We start from the raw sequence: 14,370 nt of genomic DNA, 5'->3' as shown, positions 1-14,370 counted from the left end.
CGAAGAACTAAGTATTAAGATTCTCAGTGATTTAATAATTAGAGTATCAATTATCTAATTATCTAATTATCTAAATAGCAGTAACAATAGCTAAAAAGTCATCTGCTTTCAAAGCAGCACCTCCAATTAAACCTCCGTCTACGTCTGGTTTAGAGAAGATTTCTTTAGCGTTTTCCGGTTTAACAGAACCTCCGTAAAGAATAGAAACTTCATCAGCGATAGCAGCTCCAAATGCTTTGCGAACCACCTCTCTGATAAATTCGTGCATTTCCTGTGCTTGCTCCGGAGAAGCAGTTTCTCCTGTTCCAATTGCCCAAACCGGCTCATAAGCCAAAACGATTTTTGACCATGATTCTTTTGCAATTTGGAACAATCCGTCACGCAATTGATTTTCAACAATATTAAAGTGATTGTCTGACTGACGATCTTTTAATTCTTCTCCAAAACAGAAAATTACAGTCATGTCATGTTTCAGGGCAGTATCCACTTTATTAGCGATTAAGGCATCTGTTTCGTGAAAAATGGCTCTACGCTCAGAGTGACCAAGAATTACGGTATTAACACCAACACTAGTTAACATGTCAGCAGAAATTTCTCCTGTAAATGCACCACCTTCAGCCTGATGAACGTTTTGTGCGGCAACACCGATGGTGGTGTTTTTTAATTTGGCAACGGCAGCCTGCAAGTTTACAAAAGTTGGCGCTACAATTACTTGAGCGGTAGTTTTTGCAGGTATTTTAGTAATTAATTCGCTTAATAATTCTTCAGTTTGTGCTGCGTTTTTATGCATTTTCCAGTTTCCTGCAACAATCTTTTTTCTCATTTTGGTAGTTTTTATTTTTTTGCTTTTATTTTATTCAAATGTATGCTTGCCAGTGCAATTGATCCTTCGGTTTTATTTTAAACCTTTCAAAGTTTCATTGATTTTATCGAAATCTTTTTCAATGGCGCGGTAGAGTACAATTTTTCCTTTTTTGTCTACAATGATGTATCTTGGAATCCAGTCTAAATCGATTGCTTTTCCAAATAGCCCTTTCATACCATCATTCATCATAAAATGATCGCCTTTTAATTCGTGTTTTTCAATTCCTGCTTTCCATTTATCGGCCGTTTTATCAGCAGAAAGGAACAAGTACGAAACATCAGGATTATTGGCTTGAAGCTCTTTTAAATGCGGCATTGCTTTTACACAGTCGCCACACCAGGAAGCCCAAACTTCGATAACCAAAGTTTTGCCTTTGTATTTTTTTAAAATGTCTTTGAAAGCAACCTGACTTCCATCAGCTGCTAATAATTTTTCAGACAAAGCTTCTTTAGAAAAACTTGTTTTCTGAGCTTGTGAACACGAAAAAGTAATAAATGCAATTAGAATTAGCGTTATTTGTTTCATAGTGATAAATGATTTTGAACAAAGTTAAACAAACAAATGAAATGCCATATGCAGATTAACAAAATTTGAAGAGTCGTTTATTTTATCACAAATGAGTCTGTTTCGGTTAAAAAATGAGGAGTGAAATCGTAATAGTTGGCGCAACTGACTTCAAATTGGAGGGGATTTTCAGGAAAAAAGAATTAAGAAAACAAAAAAAGAAAAACTTTTTTTCGGGAGCGTCTGTTTTTGCCGGAAAAAAAACGTCAGATTTGATCAAAATATAGCTCCCTCTAAATTCAGATTGAGAAGTTATTTTTTGGAGTAAAAAAAAGTCCGCAAAGCGATGAAACTTTGCGGACTTTGTAAATTCGGGTAACCTTTAGGATTGAGGTTTTATAGTTTTAAATCGGCAGTATCATTATAGTGTACTTTTTGAACTACAGTTCCTTTTTGCAGTACAACAATACTTGGATTGGCTCTTTCGATTGTTTTTAGCGTAGTGGCATCACAGAAATAGAAATCAACATCTAAACCGTATTGTTTTTTGGTTTTTGCAATTTCATCAGGGCCAGAAGCCGTCATAGCAATTACTTTGTAGCCTTTTGTTTTAGCTTCTTTGTTTAAACCTTCCAGTTTTTTCATTCCTTCAGGATTAGAAAGTTTTAAATCGTAGGTTACAAATACCAGTAATTTAGGTTCTTTTAGCAATTCTTCTTTGTAGTCAGAATCGTCTTTTGTCATGGTGAAATCATGAATTGGCGGTACATAACCTTCTGTAATTACTTTGTCTTTTCGGTCTACAAACGTAGCGCCTTCCGGAATGTTCATCAGGTCTTTTTCAGTAAATTCCTTATCAACACCATTTACTTTGTAGATGAAAATCATTTCAACAACCGATTTTGGAGCACCTTCAGGAATTTCCATTCCCTTCTCGATATTACTTCCTACTTTGTACGGACGGAAATCTTTGATAGGATTGTGGTTGAGTACCCAAACGGCCATAATAACACACAAAATAATGCTAATCAAAGTGAGGATATTGGTAACAAATTTTGAAAATAAAGGTTTTACCAGTTTTTTATTGATAAACAGTATCAGAATAAAGAAAAGTAAAACAATATCTTTTGTGAACGATTGCCAAGGCGTTAAGTGTAAGGCATCTCCAAAACATCCACAGTCTTTAACAACGTCAAAATAAGCAGAGTAGAAGGTAAGGAAAGTGAAGAAAACGATTAACAATAACAAAGCCCAAATCGTGAGTTTTGACTTGTATCCTACCAACAACATAACACCCAAAACTACTTCAAGAATTACCAAAAAGATGGCTAATCCTAAAGCCAATGGCTCAAGGAAAGGCATATTAAAAACCGGCTCGCTAAAATACTCGGCCAATTTATAGGAGAAACCAACAGGGTCGTTTAGTTTAATTAATCCGGAAATAATAAATAGTACACCGACAAATAATCTGGAAAATTGAGTAATGATGTTTTTCATAAAAATAATGATTTTAAAATTCCAAAACTAAAATTCCAAATTCCAACTTTTCAATAAAATTTTGGGATTTGGGATTTTTAAAATTGGAATTTTATTTAGTGATAGGATTTAAGATTAAAGCAAAAACAGAATAATTAATCATGTCTTGATAATTGGCATCAATGCCTTCAGAAACCAGTGTTTTGCCTTTATTGTCTTCGATTTGTTTGACACGAAGTATTTTTTGCAGAATTAAATCGGTAAGAGAACTTACACGCATGTCACGCCACGCTTCGCCGTAATCATGATTTTTAGCTTCCATTAACTCCTTGGTTTGTTTGACTTTAGCATCATACAATTCGGTTGCTTTTTCAACATCTAAATCGGGTTGCTCCACAACTCCAAGCTCCAACTGAATAAGTGCCATGATCGAATAATTGATGATTCCGATGAATTCTCCTTTTTCGTCTTCGTCTACTTTACGGACTTCATTTTCCTGTAAGCTTCTAATTCTTTGTGCTTTTATGAATATCTGATCGGTTAAAGATGGCAATCTTAAAATACGCCATGCACTGCCATAATCTTTCATTTTGTTAATAAACAAAGTACGGCAAACCGTAATTACATTATCAAATTCAAGGGAAGTATTCTTCATTTATTGCTGTATATTTGCTAAAAATTTCTTCAAAAATAAGGATAATTTTTTAAGAGTTTCAAGTTTCAGGTTTTCTTTGTTTCAAGTTTTTTCTAAACAAAGTGTTAATGCCAATAACCTGAAAGTGGAAAAGAATGTAAAAAGTTTCAGGTTTCAAGTTTCAAGTTGAGGCAGATGGTGTGCATTTCAGAACCTGAAAGGAGTATAAAAAGTTTCAAGTTTCAGGTTTCAAGTTGACGCAGATTTTGTGCATTCTGGAGCTTGAAAAGGATATAAAAAGTTTCAGGTTTTAGGTTTCAAGTTGACACAGATTGTGTGTGTTCCAGAATTTGAAACTTCAAACCTGAAACTTGAAACAAAAAAACAACAACAAATGACAATTAATTGCAAAGGCCAGCTTATCGATTTGTCGATTCCTAAAGTAATGGGGATTTTGAATGTGACGCCCAATTCTTTTTTTGATGGGGGAAAGTATAAAAATGAAGAGGAAATCGTCAGACAGGTTGGTAAAATGCTTTCAGAAGGGGCTTCCTTTATTGATATTGGCGCCTATTCGAGTAAACCAAGTGCTGAGTTTGTGACGGAACAGGAAGAAATAGACCGAATTGTTCCAGCCATCGAGTTGATTTTAAAACACTTTCCGGAAACCTTATTGTCAATTGATACTTTTAGAGCTGCCGTTGCCAAAGCGAGTATCGAAAGCGGTGCTGCCATTATAAACGACATTGCAGCAGGCGAGTTGGACGATAAAATGTTTGAGGTGATTGCGCACTACAACGTGCCCTACATCATGATGCACATGCGCGGAAACCCGCAAACGATGCAAAGTCTTACACAGTATGACGATATTGTAAAAGAAATGCTTTTTTACTTCTCAGAGAAAGTTAAAAAAGCAAGAAGCCTTGGAATCAATGATTTAATCTTAGATCCGGGTTTCGGATTTGCCAAAACAACCGAGCAGAATTTTGAAGTTTTGCAAAAAGCGGAACTTTTTAATCTATTGGAATTGCCTGTTTTGGCGGGTGTTTCGAGAAAATCGATGATTTATAAAACATTAAATAACACAGCGTCCGAAGCGTTAAACGGAACAACAGTTTTGAATACAATTGCTTTGACAAAAGGAGCTAAAATACTGCGTGTTCACGATGTAAAAGAAGCGGTTGAATGCGTGACGTTGTTTAGCAAATTGCCTATTTAAACGACAGCTTTGTCATTCCGAGGAACGAGGAATCACCGCAAGAAACTCCGCAAAGAAAAGTCAATCTTTGTCGATTCAGCAACTGTGATTCCTCGTTCCTCGGAATGACAACTTTGTGTGATTTCTCCTTCGTCGAAAGACAATATTGTCGATTATTGCGATGTATAAAAAAAAATAAAAAAGTTTATGAAATACTTTACGCTGATTATTGCTTTCCTACTTTTCTCTTGTGGTAAAAAAGAAGACGTTTTGCTTCCAAAATCCAATGTTACGATTGTGAAAGACGTACAAGACCTTTCACCCGTTTACATTTTCTTTAAAACTCAGGGAAAAGATACCATTGCCGATGTAAACCGAAAAAACAGTATTATTTCGACCAATTGGATTTTCAATATTGACAAACGTCTGCCTTTAAAATTGGTAATTTCCGAAGTAATGAAATTGCAGGAGAAAAAGCGAGCCGACAGTGCTCATAAAAACGAAAACGCGGAGAATTATTATTCCTACGCAGATTCTATAGGGAAGAATCTTGCTTTTTTGCCTTTCACGAAAGTGTATTACAAAATGGAAATTGCCAACAACAGAAGTCAATTGTATTTTAAGAAGAATGGAATGATAAGATACAGCGGAAGAAAAACATATGATTTTCCGAAAAAGAATCTAAAGCCATTTTTAGATAGTTTGGTAATCAATCCGAAAGCGGAAATCAAATTTTCGTATGATAAAAACATGACTTTTGGGGCTTATGTTCAATGTAAAATCCTGGTAAAAACTATAGTCGATAAAAAGATCCCGTTTGTTTTTATAAACCAGGAAGAAGAGTTTGTGTTTTAGCAATAGGCTTTAGGCTGTAAGCAGTGTAGCAAGTAACCATCAACAACAAACCATCAACAATCAACAATTAACCATTAACAATTATTGATGGTGATAAGGTTCGTTTCTTAAAATAGTAAATCCTCTATACAGTTGTTCTATAAAAAACAAACGTACCATTTGGTGGGAGAACGTCATTAGCGAAAGCGATATTTTTCCTTGTGCTTTGCTGTAAACGGTATCCGAAAATCCGTAAGGACCGCCAATGACAAAAACTAAGGTTTTGATTCCGGAGTTCATTTTCTTTTGCAACTCTTCAGAAAAACCAACGCTTGAAAAGTTTTTTCCATTTTCATCCAATAAAATAAGCTGGTCAGTTGGGGAAAGTTTAGACAGAATCAATTCGCCTTCTTTCTCTTTTTGCTGACTTTCAGATAAATTCTTGACATTTTTGATATCTGGTATAATCTCCAAATCAAATTTGATGTAAAACGACAAACGTTTGGTATAATCGTCAATCAAAGTTTGAAGCGATTTGTTATCTGTTTTGCCTATGGCGATAAGTTTGATATTCATTTGTTTGTTTTTTTGCCACGAATTGCACGAATTCCCCCGAATTTTTAAATAAAGAAATCCGCATAAACCGTTTACCTGTGCGCTTGTTTTTTATTCTCAAAAACCGTTTCAAAATGTTCTACTACTGGAAACGGTTCATAATAATGATGTAGGATTTTTTTCCATTCTAAGTAGGCCTCAGAAGTTCTGAAACCTACGGTATGATCTTCGAGCGTATTCCAGTCGACCAGCAAAAGATATTTGTTTTCGACTTCAAGACATTTCTCTAAGCGATGTCCCAGATAACCCTCAATTGATGAAATGTACTGACTCGCTTTTGCAAAATCGATTTCAAATTGAGTTGCCAGATTTGGTTTTACATAAAGAAAAGCGGCTTCCAGAATCATACTTTACAGCTTGCAGCAATTTAGTTTTTAGAAAATTTATCTTCAAAAGTTTTAAACCTTGCATCCAGATCTTTCAATAATTGTTTTTTAACAGATTCATCCTGAATAAAACTGTAATTGATGCTGTTGTAAACATATTGTTTTATAGTGGCATAGGAAACGTCCTTGTATCTTTTGGCTAATAAAACATATTGCTCCGTCATATTTGTTCTTAGAATTCCCGCATCATCCGTACTGATTACGATTGGGACATTAAATTCTTTGTAAAGTGTAAAAGGGTGTCGGTTTTCTTTCACTTTCAGAATAAATTCGTTACTGGCCAGATTGATTTCAATCGGAATATTTTTGTTTGCCATATAGCGCAATAAATCATAAGAGTTGGCTTCATAAGCGATATCCACTCCATGTCCAATTCTATTAGCACCCGCAATATGAATGGCGTCATTAATATGCCAGGTTAATTCTTCTGGCTGAACCAATCCTAAAGTCAGTTCACCTGCGTGAAGCGTATATTTTACATCAGGAAACTTAGAATGACAGTATTTAAACATCACCATATGCAACCAATAGTCTTTCATCGAGTTTTCGCCATGTTCCGGTGAAACAATGTTTACGCCCGCAACGAGTTTGCTGTCGTTGGCAGAGATAAAGGCGATACTTAAATTTTTAAATAAATCGACAGGATCCATAAAACGCAGCACAAAATTCTGATAGCGCATCGTAAAACGCTCATTGTCAATTTTAAGGTCTTTATGCAGTTTAGCAATAAAATTAGTGTTGAAATCTACGGCATACTTCTTAGCCTCTTTTTGTTGAAGCAATTTGTACAGTTCATCTAAAAGTTTGAGTGTCGCTTTTTCGTCTTTCTGAGCGGCTGCCTGACGTAATTTGCTATTAAAATCAGTCAGATCAGAAACATTCATATCACACGGAATCGTTGATAATTGTGTTTCAATATAACTCACATTTTCTGAAAGCGCGCGTTTTTTTAATTCTAGTATTCCTTCGGCAAAATGGCCTTTAATAGTAGGTTCGAATTTTTGAAAAGAATCAAAAAACAAATCATCAGAAGGTACAGTACCATTATAATCTTTTGCAGACCAGGTTTGCATAACCTGTTGTTGGTAATAATCTAGTTTGCCATCCTTTTTTAAAGAAGAGAAAGTCTGCCAGTTTCCTTTTTCTGGTTTTGTTTTAGAAACTTCCATCGTTTCTAAATTCAAATAAAAATCTTCTGAAATTGCTCTTTCTAAAAGAGGTTCTGCATAAATCGATCCTGAAAAATGGTGGTGTAAATCACCGCCTTTTGGCATTTGTTGAAAGAAAGCTGTGGAGAGAGCTTCGTTATTTCTTATTTTTTCTAAATAACTGTCAGCTGTTTGAGAAAAGCCGATTTGTACTACTAAAATACAGAAAAGTGTAATTATCCTTGTCATACTCTAAGTTTAAATTACATGCAAATATACAAGTTTCTACCGAGATTTAAAAATTGATCTCGTTGTGTTGTTTTTTTACCGCAAAGAGCGCAAGGTTTTGTTATGTGCTAATTTTATATAAACGCAAAGTTCGTAACGCTTTACCTAAAAAGTGTTTGCGAACTTTGCGTAATTCTTTGTGTGCTTTGCGGTTAAAAAAAGCTTAGTAGTGTTAAGAAAAAAGTACATCATGAATTTCGGCAACCTTATCAAAAACGCTTTTTGCAAAAGGACAAAGCGGGATAATTTTCAGGTTATTGGTTCGGGCATATTCTACAGCAGCCATTACCAGTTTTTTGCCGACACCTCTTCCGTTAAAATCTTCACTTACTTCAGTGTGGTCGATGATAAATTTAGAATCGCCTGCCCAGGTATAAGTCATTTTTCCGGCTTGTTTTCCGTCTTCTACAGCTTCAAAATAGCCTCTTCTTGTATCGTTTATTTGTTGAATTTCCATGATATGTTATATTAGTGTGGTTTTAATTTCTATTGAATTTGTTAGTGTTTTATGTATCGGACAGCTGTTGGCTATCGTTTCAAGACGTTGTCTTTGCTTGTCATCTACCTCGCCGATGATTTCGATTTTTCGGGTAAATAAGGAAACTTTTTGATCCAGATCCCTTTCAAAATCAACTTTGATATTGATTTCTGTAACCTCCCATTGCTTGCGGTTGATATACATACGAAGCGTGATCAAAGTACAGGAAGCTAAAGAGGAAGCCAGCAGTTCTGACGGGCTGAATCCTAAGTTTTTGCCTCCCATTTCCTGAGGTTCGTCGGCAATTACAATATTTCCACTGGCGGATGTTATTTCCGTGCGATACAAACGGGTATCGATTTGTGCTGATAGTGTATTCATAATTATCGCATTTTAGGGTCAGGTAAAGGAACAAAATCCGTTTCGCCCGGAACTTTAGGGAAAGTCTGTTCGGTCCAGTCTTTTTTGGCTTTTTCGATCAGGTTTTTGTCCGAGGAAACAAAGTTCCAGAAGATGAAATGTTCTTCAGGAAAGGGCTGTCCTCCAAAAATATAAACCGTAGTGTTTTCGGCGATTTCAAATTCACATAACGTACTGTCGTTGGTGATTAGAATTTGTTTCGGATCATAAACATGTTCACCGCTTTTGATGCTTCCTTCAAGAATGTACAAACCACTTTCACCGAATAAATCTTTTCCAATGTTAATTTTTCGGGCTTCCGTGCTTTTAATCTCAATAAAATAAAGCGAACTATAAACCGGAACCGGTGACTTTTTGCCAAATGCTTCTCCTGCAATTAATTTATACGAAACACCGTCTTGTTCCCAACTCGGAATATCACTGGCTTCTACATGTGTAAAATTCGGATCCATTTGTTCCAGCTCTTTAGGTAATGCAACCCAAATTTGCAGGCCGTGAAGCATCTTATCAGAATGTCTTAAATACTCGGGAGTTCGCTCTGAATGAACAATTCCTTTTCCTGCGGTCATCCAGTTTACAGCTCCCGGTTTTATTTCCAGTTCGGTACCCAGACTGTCACGGTGCATAATGCTTCCTTCAAATAAAAATGTCAAAGTTGAAAGTCCGATATGCGGATGCGGAGGGACATCCATATTTTGATACTGATTTAAATGTGCAGGCCCCATATGATCGATAAATACAAATGGTCCAACCGCTCTTTTTTCACGGAAAGGCAATAAACGACCTACCATAAAGTTGCCAATATTGGCAGCGCGTTCTTCGATGATTAAACTGATATTTGACATGTTCTTTGTTTTAGTTGAAAGCAAAATTACAGCTGTAGTTGTAATCTGTAACTTAATTTAGATTAAGAAAATTGTTTCCGGTATTCTTTATAAAAGTAAGGAAAATGCGGAATAATTCAAATGCATCTTTTTTAGTGCGGTGCTATTTGTCATTCCGAGGAACGAGGAATCTCTACGAGAAGCCCGACAAAGATTAGACTTTCGTTGCGGAGTTGCTTACGGAGATTTCTAGCTCCTCGGAATGACAAAAAAGGAGAATCCTTTAAAATTACTCAATCAATTCAAAATCGAGTGTTTCGCTTTCTGTTCCGTTAATAATAATCGACAACTGATGTATTCCGGTATGGAAAACGCGTGTGGTAATGATTTTGAATGATTGGTTGCGCTCTATTTTGGTTGTTTCATTCGGGGGATAAATCTTCTCACTGATTTTAAAGACTTTTTTCGCCAGATGTCCTTTTGCTTTTTTATAATGAACGGCATACTCTAAACGAATCGTTTTTGGCTCCTGGTTTTTATTGCTCAAGTAAAAGTGAAACTGCAGATAATCTCCAATTTTTACAACAGGAGTCTTGATTTCGAAAGAAGAAAGTTCAATATTGGTACTTTCCAGGCCATAATGACTTAGGATTTCAGGATGCCCCTGTTTTAGTAAAGTACGACAGCCGTGTTTGATAATTCCGTCCGTTTCTTTGCTGTGACCTTTCCACTTACGCGCAATTTCAAGGACGATTTGCGGATTGTCTTTTACAATATCATTGAGGTTATTGGCAACACTTCGGCGCACATATTCTGAGGGGTCGTTTTTTAGATTTTCTAAAATAGGAAGAATAGAGGCAGGGTCTTTCTTTAGATACGGAATTGCCATTGCCCATGGTAACCTTGGGCGGCTGCCTTCGCTGGCCAATCGGCGAACATGATGGTTTTCGTGCAGGGACCATTTGGTCATTTCTTCGATCATTTCTTCTTTGTATTTTAGAATGAAAGGACGAACGGCAAATTCACAGCTTATAAATTGTGTGATCGAAACAAAAGCTTTCGCCGAAGTTTTAAAATCATCCAAACCGTACATTTCGATATAGTCTGCAAAGAAAATAAACGCCAAATTGCTGTCCGTGAAGCTGTTTTTCTTTAGGTTTTCAATGATTTTGTCCAATAAAGAAACGGCTTCGGGGAAGTTTTGAGGCATAAACTGATGCAAAACAACGGTGGTGTGTTTCATGCGGTCTTTCCATTCTTTTTGACTAAAATCACCTTCATAGATGGTGGTAATAAATTTTTGTTTGTTGAATGTTGGATGCACCTGCGCTACAGCCTGACCAAATTTTTCGTAAAAAGCAACCGAGTATATGTCTTTAATTAATCCCATGGTTTTGTTTGAATGAACCTCAAAGATATTTATTGTTCTTTAATTTTTTGAACGATTAAGAGATTAAGTTTTGTTAGGAAGGAACACTTAATTTTTCGTACTCTTTTAATCGTTTGTAAATTTTAAAATCGAAGCGAAGCTTTTAAATCCACAAAATATGTCCTACTTTAGCATCTCATAAAATTTAAGAAAAATGATTAGCGAAGTACAGTTTCAAACCGAATTACAACTTTTAATCAGTAATGCAATTCGGGAAGATGTAGGCACGGGCGATTATAGTTCACTGGCTTGTATTCCGGAAACGGCACACGGGCAGGCTAAATTGTTAGTAAAAGATCAGGGGATTATTGCAGGTGTTGCCTTGGCGAAAATGGTTTTTGAATATGTAGATCCAAAATTAAAAGTAAAAACTTTTATAGAAGATGGAACTCATGTAGAATATGGTGATGTGGTTTTTGAAGTTTCGGGCAGTTCCCAGTCTATTTTGAAAGCAGAAAGAGTGGTGCTGAACACCATGCAGCGTATGTCGGCAATTGCTACCAAAACAGATCAGTATGTGCAGTTGTTGGAAGGAACCGGAGCTAAAATATTGGATACCCGTAAAACAACTCCAAATTTCAGGGTTGCCGAAAAATGGGCGGTTAAAATCGGAGGTGGTGAAAACCATCGTTTTGCATTGTACGATATGGTCATGTTGAAAGACAATCATATTGATTTTGCAGGAGGAATTACACTTGCCATCAAGAAAACCAAAGAGTATTTGATGGAGAATAATCTGGATTTGAAAATTATAGTGGAAGCCAGAAATTTAGATGAGATTCGTGAGATTCTTTTGAGTGAGGGAGTTCACAGAATTCTAATCGATAATTTCAATTACGAAGACACTAAAACGGCAGTACAATTAATTGGTAAAAAATGCCAGACAGAATCTTCGGGAAATATCAACGAAAAAACGATTCGTGAATATGGACTTTGCGGTGTAAACTATATCTCGTCGGGAGCTTTAACGCATTCGGTTTACAACATGGATTTGAGTCTGAAGGCTTTTTAATTGAGTTATGAGTTGTAGGTCACGAATAGAGAAAAACACAGCTTGTATAAATCTATAATCTAATGTCTAAAAATCTAAAATAAACATGTCAAAAGAGATAGAAGACCGGATCGACAAAATTCCGGTTGTACGATCTGTAGTGCACTTTTTCAAGCAAATAAAATTGCCCTGGCTGGAAGGCTTTTCGTTGTATGATTTGCTCGAAATGTATACCATTGGTATTATTGAAGGAGCATTTTCGTATCATGCGAGTGCGGTTTCATTCAGCTTTTTTATGGCTCTGTTTCCTTTTGCATTATTTATTTTAAACTTGATCCCTTTTATTCCTATTGAAGGATTTCAGCAGGATTTTTTGCAGTTTGTGCAACAGGGAGTTCCGCCAAATACATACGATGCGATCAGCAAGATTATCAGCGATATTTTAAACAATAGTCATTCCGGGTTATTGTCGTCAGGTTTTTTGCTTTCGATATTTTTAATGGCTAATGGTATTAACGGGATATTGAGTGGTTTTGAGTCTTCGAAACATGTTTTTGACAAACGTGGTTTTTTAAGCCAGTATTTGGTGGCTCTGGCGATTTCGCTTGTGATGACCATCATCTTATTTGTAACGGTGGCAACCATTGTTGTTTTTGAGGTCTTTATCCAAAAAACAATCATTCAGGATGTATTGAGTGATCGTATTCCGCTGATTATTTTAGGGAGGTATTTGTTTGTTATTTTAATGATTCTGATAACATCTTCAATATTATTGCGTTATGGTACGAAGCAGTATAACAAAGTGCCTTTTATAAGTATTGGATCTGTTTTTACAACCATTTTAATTGTGATATCTTCATTCTTTTTTGGGATTTGGGTTATAAAATTCTCAAAATATAACGAACTTTATGGTTCGATTGGTACATTATTAATTCTAATGTTTTACATTTGGATAAACTGTATGATTCTGCTTTTGGGATTTGAATTGAATGCCTCTATCAGAAAATTAAAACAAAAAAAATAAATAATATGAAAAATTGGATGTTAACGATTGGTGTTTTTTTTCTAACATTAGGCACAATTCAAGGTCAGGGTGTAATTGGAAAATGGAAAACAGTTGATGATGAAACTGGTGAAGCAAAATCAGTTGTAGAGATTTATGAAAAATCCGGAAAACTTTACGGTAAAATTGTAGAGATACTTCGTGCGGATCACAAAAAAGACGTATGTGCTAAATGTGACGGAGCAGATAAAAACAAACCAATTTTGGGCATGGTCATTATCAACGGACTTAAAAAAGACGGTTCTGAATATAGTGGAGGAACAATCTTAGATCCAACAAACGGAAAAAAATACAAATGTTATATTGCATTAGAATCTGCAGATAAACTTAAACTTCGTGGTTATGTTGGTATTTCTCTAATGGGAAGAACACAATACTGGAGTAGAGTGAAGAATTAATTTTATAAAAAAAAAATAAAATGCGAAAATTAGCATTGATCGTTTTATTTCTGGCACAGCTAACCAATAGTTATGCACAATCTAAGAACTCGCCATTACAAATAAGTCATCTTACAGGTGACTTTTATGTTTATAGGACGTTTCATGAATATAAAGGAACAAAAATTTCGGCAAATGCCATGTATCTGGTTACCGCTAAGGGAGTTGTGTTGTTTGATGCTCCCTGGGATAAAACACAATTTCAGCCTTTGCTGGACAGTATTAAAACAAAGCACAATAAAGAGGTGATAATGTGTTTTGCTACGCATTCACATGAAGACAGGGCGGGAGGTTTGGAGTTTTACCGTAAAAAAGGAATCAAAACCTATACGATAAAACTAACAGATGAAATTTTGGAGAAAAACAAGGAAGGAAGAGCTGAGTTTGTCATTCCAAACGATACACTTTTTACAGTAGACAAATATACTTTTGAGGTTTATTATCCCGGAAAAGGCCATGCTTCTGATAACATTGTGGTTTGGTTTAACAAAGAAAAAGTGCTTTACGGAGGTTGTTTTATTAAAAGTGTTGAAGCTAAAGATTTAGGCTACCTTGGAGATGCAGATGTGAAAGAGTGGCAGAAATCTATTTTGAGAGCGCAATCGAAATTTAAAAATCCAAAGTACATTATTACAGGTCATGACGACTGGACAGATTTGAGCTCTTTAAAGCATACACTTAAACTGGTGAAGGAATACAACGGGGCAAAGGCCACAGTTAAGTAATTTTGTACTAAAGAGCAATTGTTGTTTGGATTTGGTTTTAAGACTAAATCTTCAT

Annotated in this window: 17 protein-coding genes; 6 read left to right on the top strand and 11 right to left on the bottom strand. The window is 35.7% G+C overall.

All coding sequences use genetic code 11. The annotated features are described in order from the left end of the window. Positions 1–70 precede the first annotated feature (70 nt). From tpiA to ACN1CN_RS02780, 4 genes are all read right to left on the bottom strand, one after another. On the bottom strand, positions 71–823 hold the full coding sequence (tpiA, locus tag ACN1CN_RS02795; RefSeq protein ID WP_264523613.1) for a triose-phosphate isomerase: 753 nt from the start codon (positions 821–823) through the stop codon (positions 71–73). A 72-nt stretch (positions 824–895) separates the two neighbouring features. Continuing rightward, on the bottom strand, positions 896–1,390 hold the full coding sequence (locus ACN1CN_RS02790) for a TlpA family protein disulfide reductase (protein ID WP_264523614.1): 495 nt from the start codon (positions 1,388–1,390) through the stop codon (positions 896–898). Positions 1,391–1,765: 375 nt separating this feature from the next. Further along, positions 1,766–2,866: a BT_3928 family protein gene (locus tag ACN1CN_RS02785; protein ID WP_419134580.1), complete on the bottom strand. Its 1,101-nt coding sequence runs from the start codon at positions 2,864–2,866 to the stop codon at positions 1,766–1,768. A gap of 91 nt (positions 2,867–2,957) precedes the next feature. Beyond that, positions 2,958–3,500 carry a DUF1599 domain-containing protein gene (locus tag ACN1CN_RS02780; RefSeq protein WP_264523616.1) on the bottom strand — a complete coding sequence of 181 codons (543 nt, stop codon included), beginning with the start codon at positions 3,498–3,500 and terminating at the stop codon, positions 2,958–2,960. Positions 3,501–3,873: 373 nt separating this feature from the next. Between ACN1CN_RS02780 and folP the strand changes: the two genes are divergently transcribed. Together folP and ACN1CN_RS02770 are read left to right on the top strand one after the other, a co-directional pair. Then, positions 3,874–4,698, top strand: a complete 825-nt coding sequence (gene folP / locus ACN1CN_RS02775) for a dihydropteroate synthase (RefSeq protein ID WP_419134579.1) — start codon at positions 3,874–3,876, stop codon at positions 4,696–4,698. A 186-nt stretch (positions 4,699–4,884) separates the two neighbouring features. Beyond that, positions 4,885–5,532 (top strand): hypothetical protein, encoded by a 648-nt coding sequence (locus ACN1CN_RS02770; protein WP_419134578.1) that lies wholly within the window; start codon positions 4,885–4,887, stop codon positions 5,530–5,532. Positions 5,533–5,613: 81 nt separating this feature from the next. Here the strand turns inward: ACN1CN_RS02770 and rlmH are convergent, their stop codons facing one another. From rlmH to ACN1CN_RS02735, 7 genes are all read right to left on the bottom strand, one after another. Next, positions 5,614–6,087, bottom strand: a complete 474-nt coding sequence (gene rlmH, locus ACN1CN_RS02765; protein WP_026982293.1) for a 23S rRNA (pseudouridine(1915)-N(3))-methyltransferase RlmH — start codon at positions 6,085–6,087, stop codon at positions 5,614–5,616. 71 nt (positions 6,088–6,158) lie between these two features. After that, positions 6,159–6,473 carry an antibiotic biosynthesis monooxygenase family protein gene (locus ACN1CN_RS02760; protein WP_419134577.1) on the bottom strand — a complete coding sequence of 105 codons (315 nt, stop codon included), beginning with the start codon at positions 6,471–6,473 and terminating at the stop codon, positions 6,159–6,161. A 20-nt stretch (positions 6,474–6,493) separates the two neighbouring features. Continuing rightward, positions 6,494–7,909: an adenosine deaminase gene (locus ACN1CN_RS02755; RefSeq protein ID WP_419134576.1), complete on the bottom strand. Its 1,416-nt coding sequence runs from the start codon at positions 7,907–7,909 to the stop codon at positions 6,494–6,496. A gap of 211 nt (positions 7,910–8,120) precedes the next feature. Beyond that, complete coding sequence (locus ACN1CN_RS02750) at positions 8,121–8,405, bottom strand: GNAT family N-acetyltransferase (RefSeq protein ID WP_419134575.1); 285 nt, start codon at positions 8,403–8,405, stop codon at positions 8,121–8,123. Between the two features lie 6 nt (positions 8,406–8,411). Next, positions 8,412–8,807: an OsmC family protein gene (locus tag ACN1CN_RS02745; RefSeq protein ID WP_264523623.1), complete on the bottom strand. Its 396-nt coding sequence runs from the start codon at positions 8,805–8,807 to the stop codon at positions 8,412–8,414. A gap of 2 nt (positions 8,808–8,809) precedes the next feature. Then, entirely contained in the window at positions 8,810–9,691 is an 882-nt protein-coding gene (locus ACN1CN_RS02740) for a pirin family protein (RefSeq protein ID WP_419134574.1), read from the bottom strand. A gap of 268 nt (positions 9,692–9,959) precedes the next feature. After that, on the bottom strand, positions 9,960–11,060 hold the full coding sequence (locus tag ACN1CN_RS02735) for a DNA alkylation repair protein (protein WP_419134573.1): 1,101 nt from the start codon (positions 11,058–11,060) through the stop codon (positions 9,960–9,962). Positions 11,061–11,253: 193 nt separating this feature from the next. Here ACN1CN_RS02735 and nadC point away from each other — a divergent pair, with 193 nt between their 5' ends. From nadC to bla-B1-FLAV, 4 genes are all read left to right on the top strand, one after another. Continuing rightward, complete coding sequence (nadC, locus tag ACN1CN_RS02730; protein ID WP_419134572.1) at positions 11,254–12,111, top strand: carboxylating nicotinate-nucleotide diphosphorylase; 858 nt, start codon at positions 11,254–11,256, stop codon at positions 12,109–12,111. Positions 12,112–12,196: 85 nt separating this feature from the next. Then, positions 12,197–13,114, top strand: coding sequence for a YihY/virulence factor BrkB family protein (locus ACN1CN_RS02725; protein ID WP_419134571.1), 918 nt, complete (start codon positions 12,197–12,199; stop codon positions 13,112–13,114). Between the two features lie 5 nt (positions 13,115–13,119). Then, a complete protein-coding gene (locus tag ACN1CN_RS02720) occupies positions 13,120–13,551 on the top strand; it encodes a DUF2147 domain-containing protein (protein ID WP_264523629.1) in 432 nt (143 codons plus the stop codon). Between the two features lie 20 nt (positions 13,552–13,571). Beyond that, positions 13,572–14,315, top strand: a complete 744-nt coding sequence (gene bla-B1-FLAV, locus ACN1CN_RS02715; protein ID WP_419134570.1) for a subclass B1 metallo-beta-lactamase — start codon at positions 13,572–13,574, stop codon at positions 14,313–14,315. Positions 14,316–14,370 lie beyond the last annotated feature (55 nt).

Source organism: Flavobacterium sp. T12S277 (assembly GCF_048514875.1).
Lineage (GTDB): Bacteria > Bacteroidota > Bacteroidia > Flavobacteriales > Flavobacteriaceae > Flavobacterium.
Note: the sequence above shows the minus strand (reverse complement) of the source record. Positions and strands in the feature narration are given on the sequence as shown.

Excerpts from the sequence above, each read along its gene's own strand:
- tpiA (WP_264523613.1), bottom strand. The coding sequence starts at position 823 with ATGAGAAAAAAGATTGTTGCAGGAAACTGGAAAATGCATAAAAACGCA.
- ACN1CN_RS02790 (WP_264523614.1), bottom strand. The coding sequence starts at position 1,390 with ATGAAACAAATAACGCTAATTCTAATTGCATTTATTACTTTTTCGTGT.
- ACN1CN_RS02785 (WP_419134580.1), bottom strand. The coding sequence starts at position 2,866 with ATGAAAAACATCATTACTCAATTTTCCAGATTATTTGTCGGTGTACTA.
- ACN1CN_RS02780 (WP_264523616.1), bottom strand. The coding sequence starts at position 3,500 with ATGAAGAATACTTCCCTTGAATTTGATAATGTAATTACGGTTTGCCGT.
- folP (WP_419134579.1), top strand. The coding sequence starts at position 3,874 with ATGACAATTAATTGCAAAGGCCAGCTTATCGATTTGTCGATTCCTAAA.
- ACN1CN_RS02770 (WP_419134578.1), top strand. The coding sequence starts at position 4,885 with ATGAAATACTTTACGCTGATTATTGCTTTCCTACTTTTCTCTTGTGGT.
- rlmH (WP_026982293.1), bottom strand. The coding sequence starts at position 6,087 with ATGAATATCAAACTTATCGCCATAGGCAAAACAGATAACAAATCGCTT.
- ACN1CN_RS02760 (WP_419134577.1), bottom strand. The coding sequence starts at position 6,473 with ATGATTCTGGAAGCCGCTTTTCTTTATGTAAAACCAAATCTGGCAACT.
- ACN1CN_RS02755 (WP_419134576.1), bottom strand. The coding sequence starts at position 7,909 with ATGACAAGGATAATTACACTTTTCTGTATTTTAGTAGTACAAATCGGC.
- ACN1CN_RS02750 (WP_419134575.1), bottom strand. The coding sequence starts at position 8,405 with ATGGAAATTCAACAAATAAACGATACAAGAAGAGGCTATTTTGAAGCT.
- ACN1CN_RS02745 (WP_264523623.1), bottom strand. The coding sequence starts at position 8,807 with ATGAATACACTATCAGCACAAATCGATACCCGTTTGTATCGCACGGAA.
- ACN1CN_RS02740 (WP_419134574.1), bottom strand. The coding sequence starts at position 9,691 with ATGTCAAATATCAGTTTAATCATCGAAGAACGCGCTGCCAATATTGGC.
- ACN1CN_RS02735 (WP_419134573.1), bottom strand. The coding sequence starts at position 11,060 with ATGGGATTAATTAAAGACATATACTCGGTTGCTTTTTACGAAAAATTT.
- nadC (WP_419134572.1), top strand. The coding sequence starts at position 11,254 with ATGATTAGCGAAGTACAGTTTCAAACCGAATTACAACTTTTAATCAGT.
- ACN1CN_RS02725 (WP_419134571.1), top strand. The coding sequence starts at position 12,197 with ATGTCAAAAGAGATAGAAGACCGGATCGACAAAATTCCGGTTGTACGA.
- ACN1CN_RS02720 (WP_264523629.1), top strand. The coding sequence starts at position 13,120 with ATGAAAAATTGGATGTTAACGATTGGTGTTTTTTTTCTAACATTAGGC.
- bla-B1-FLAV (WP_419134570.1), top strand. The coding sequence starts at position 13,572 with ATGCGAAAATTAGCATTGATCGTTTTATTTCTGGCACAGCTAACCAAT.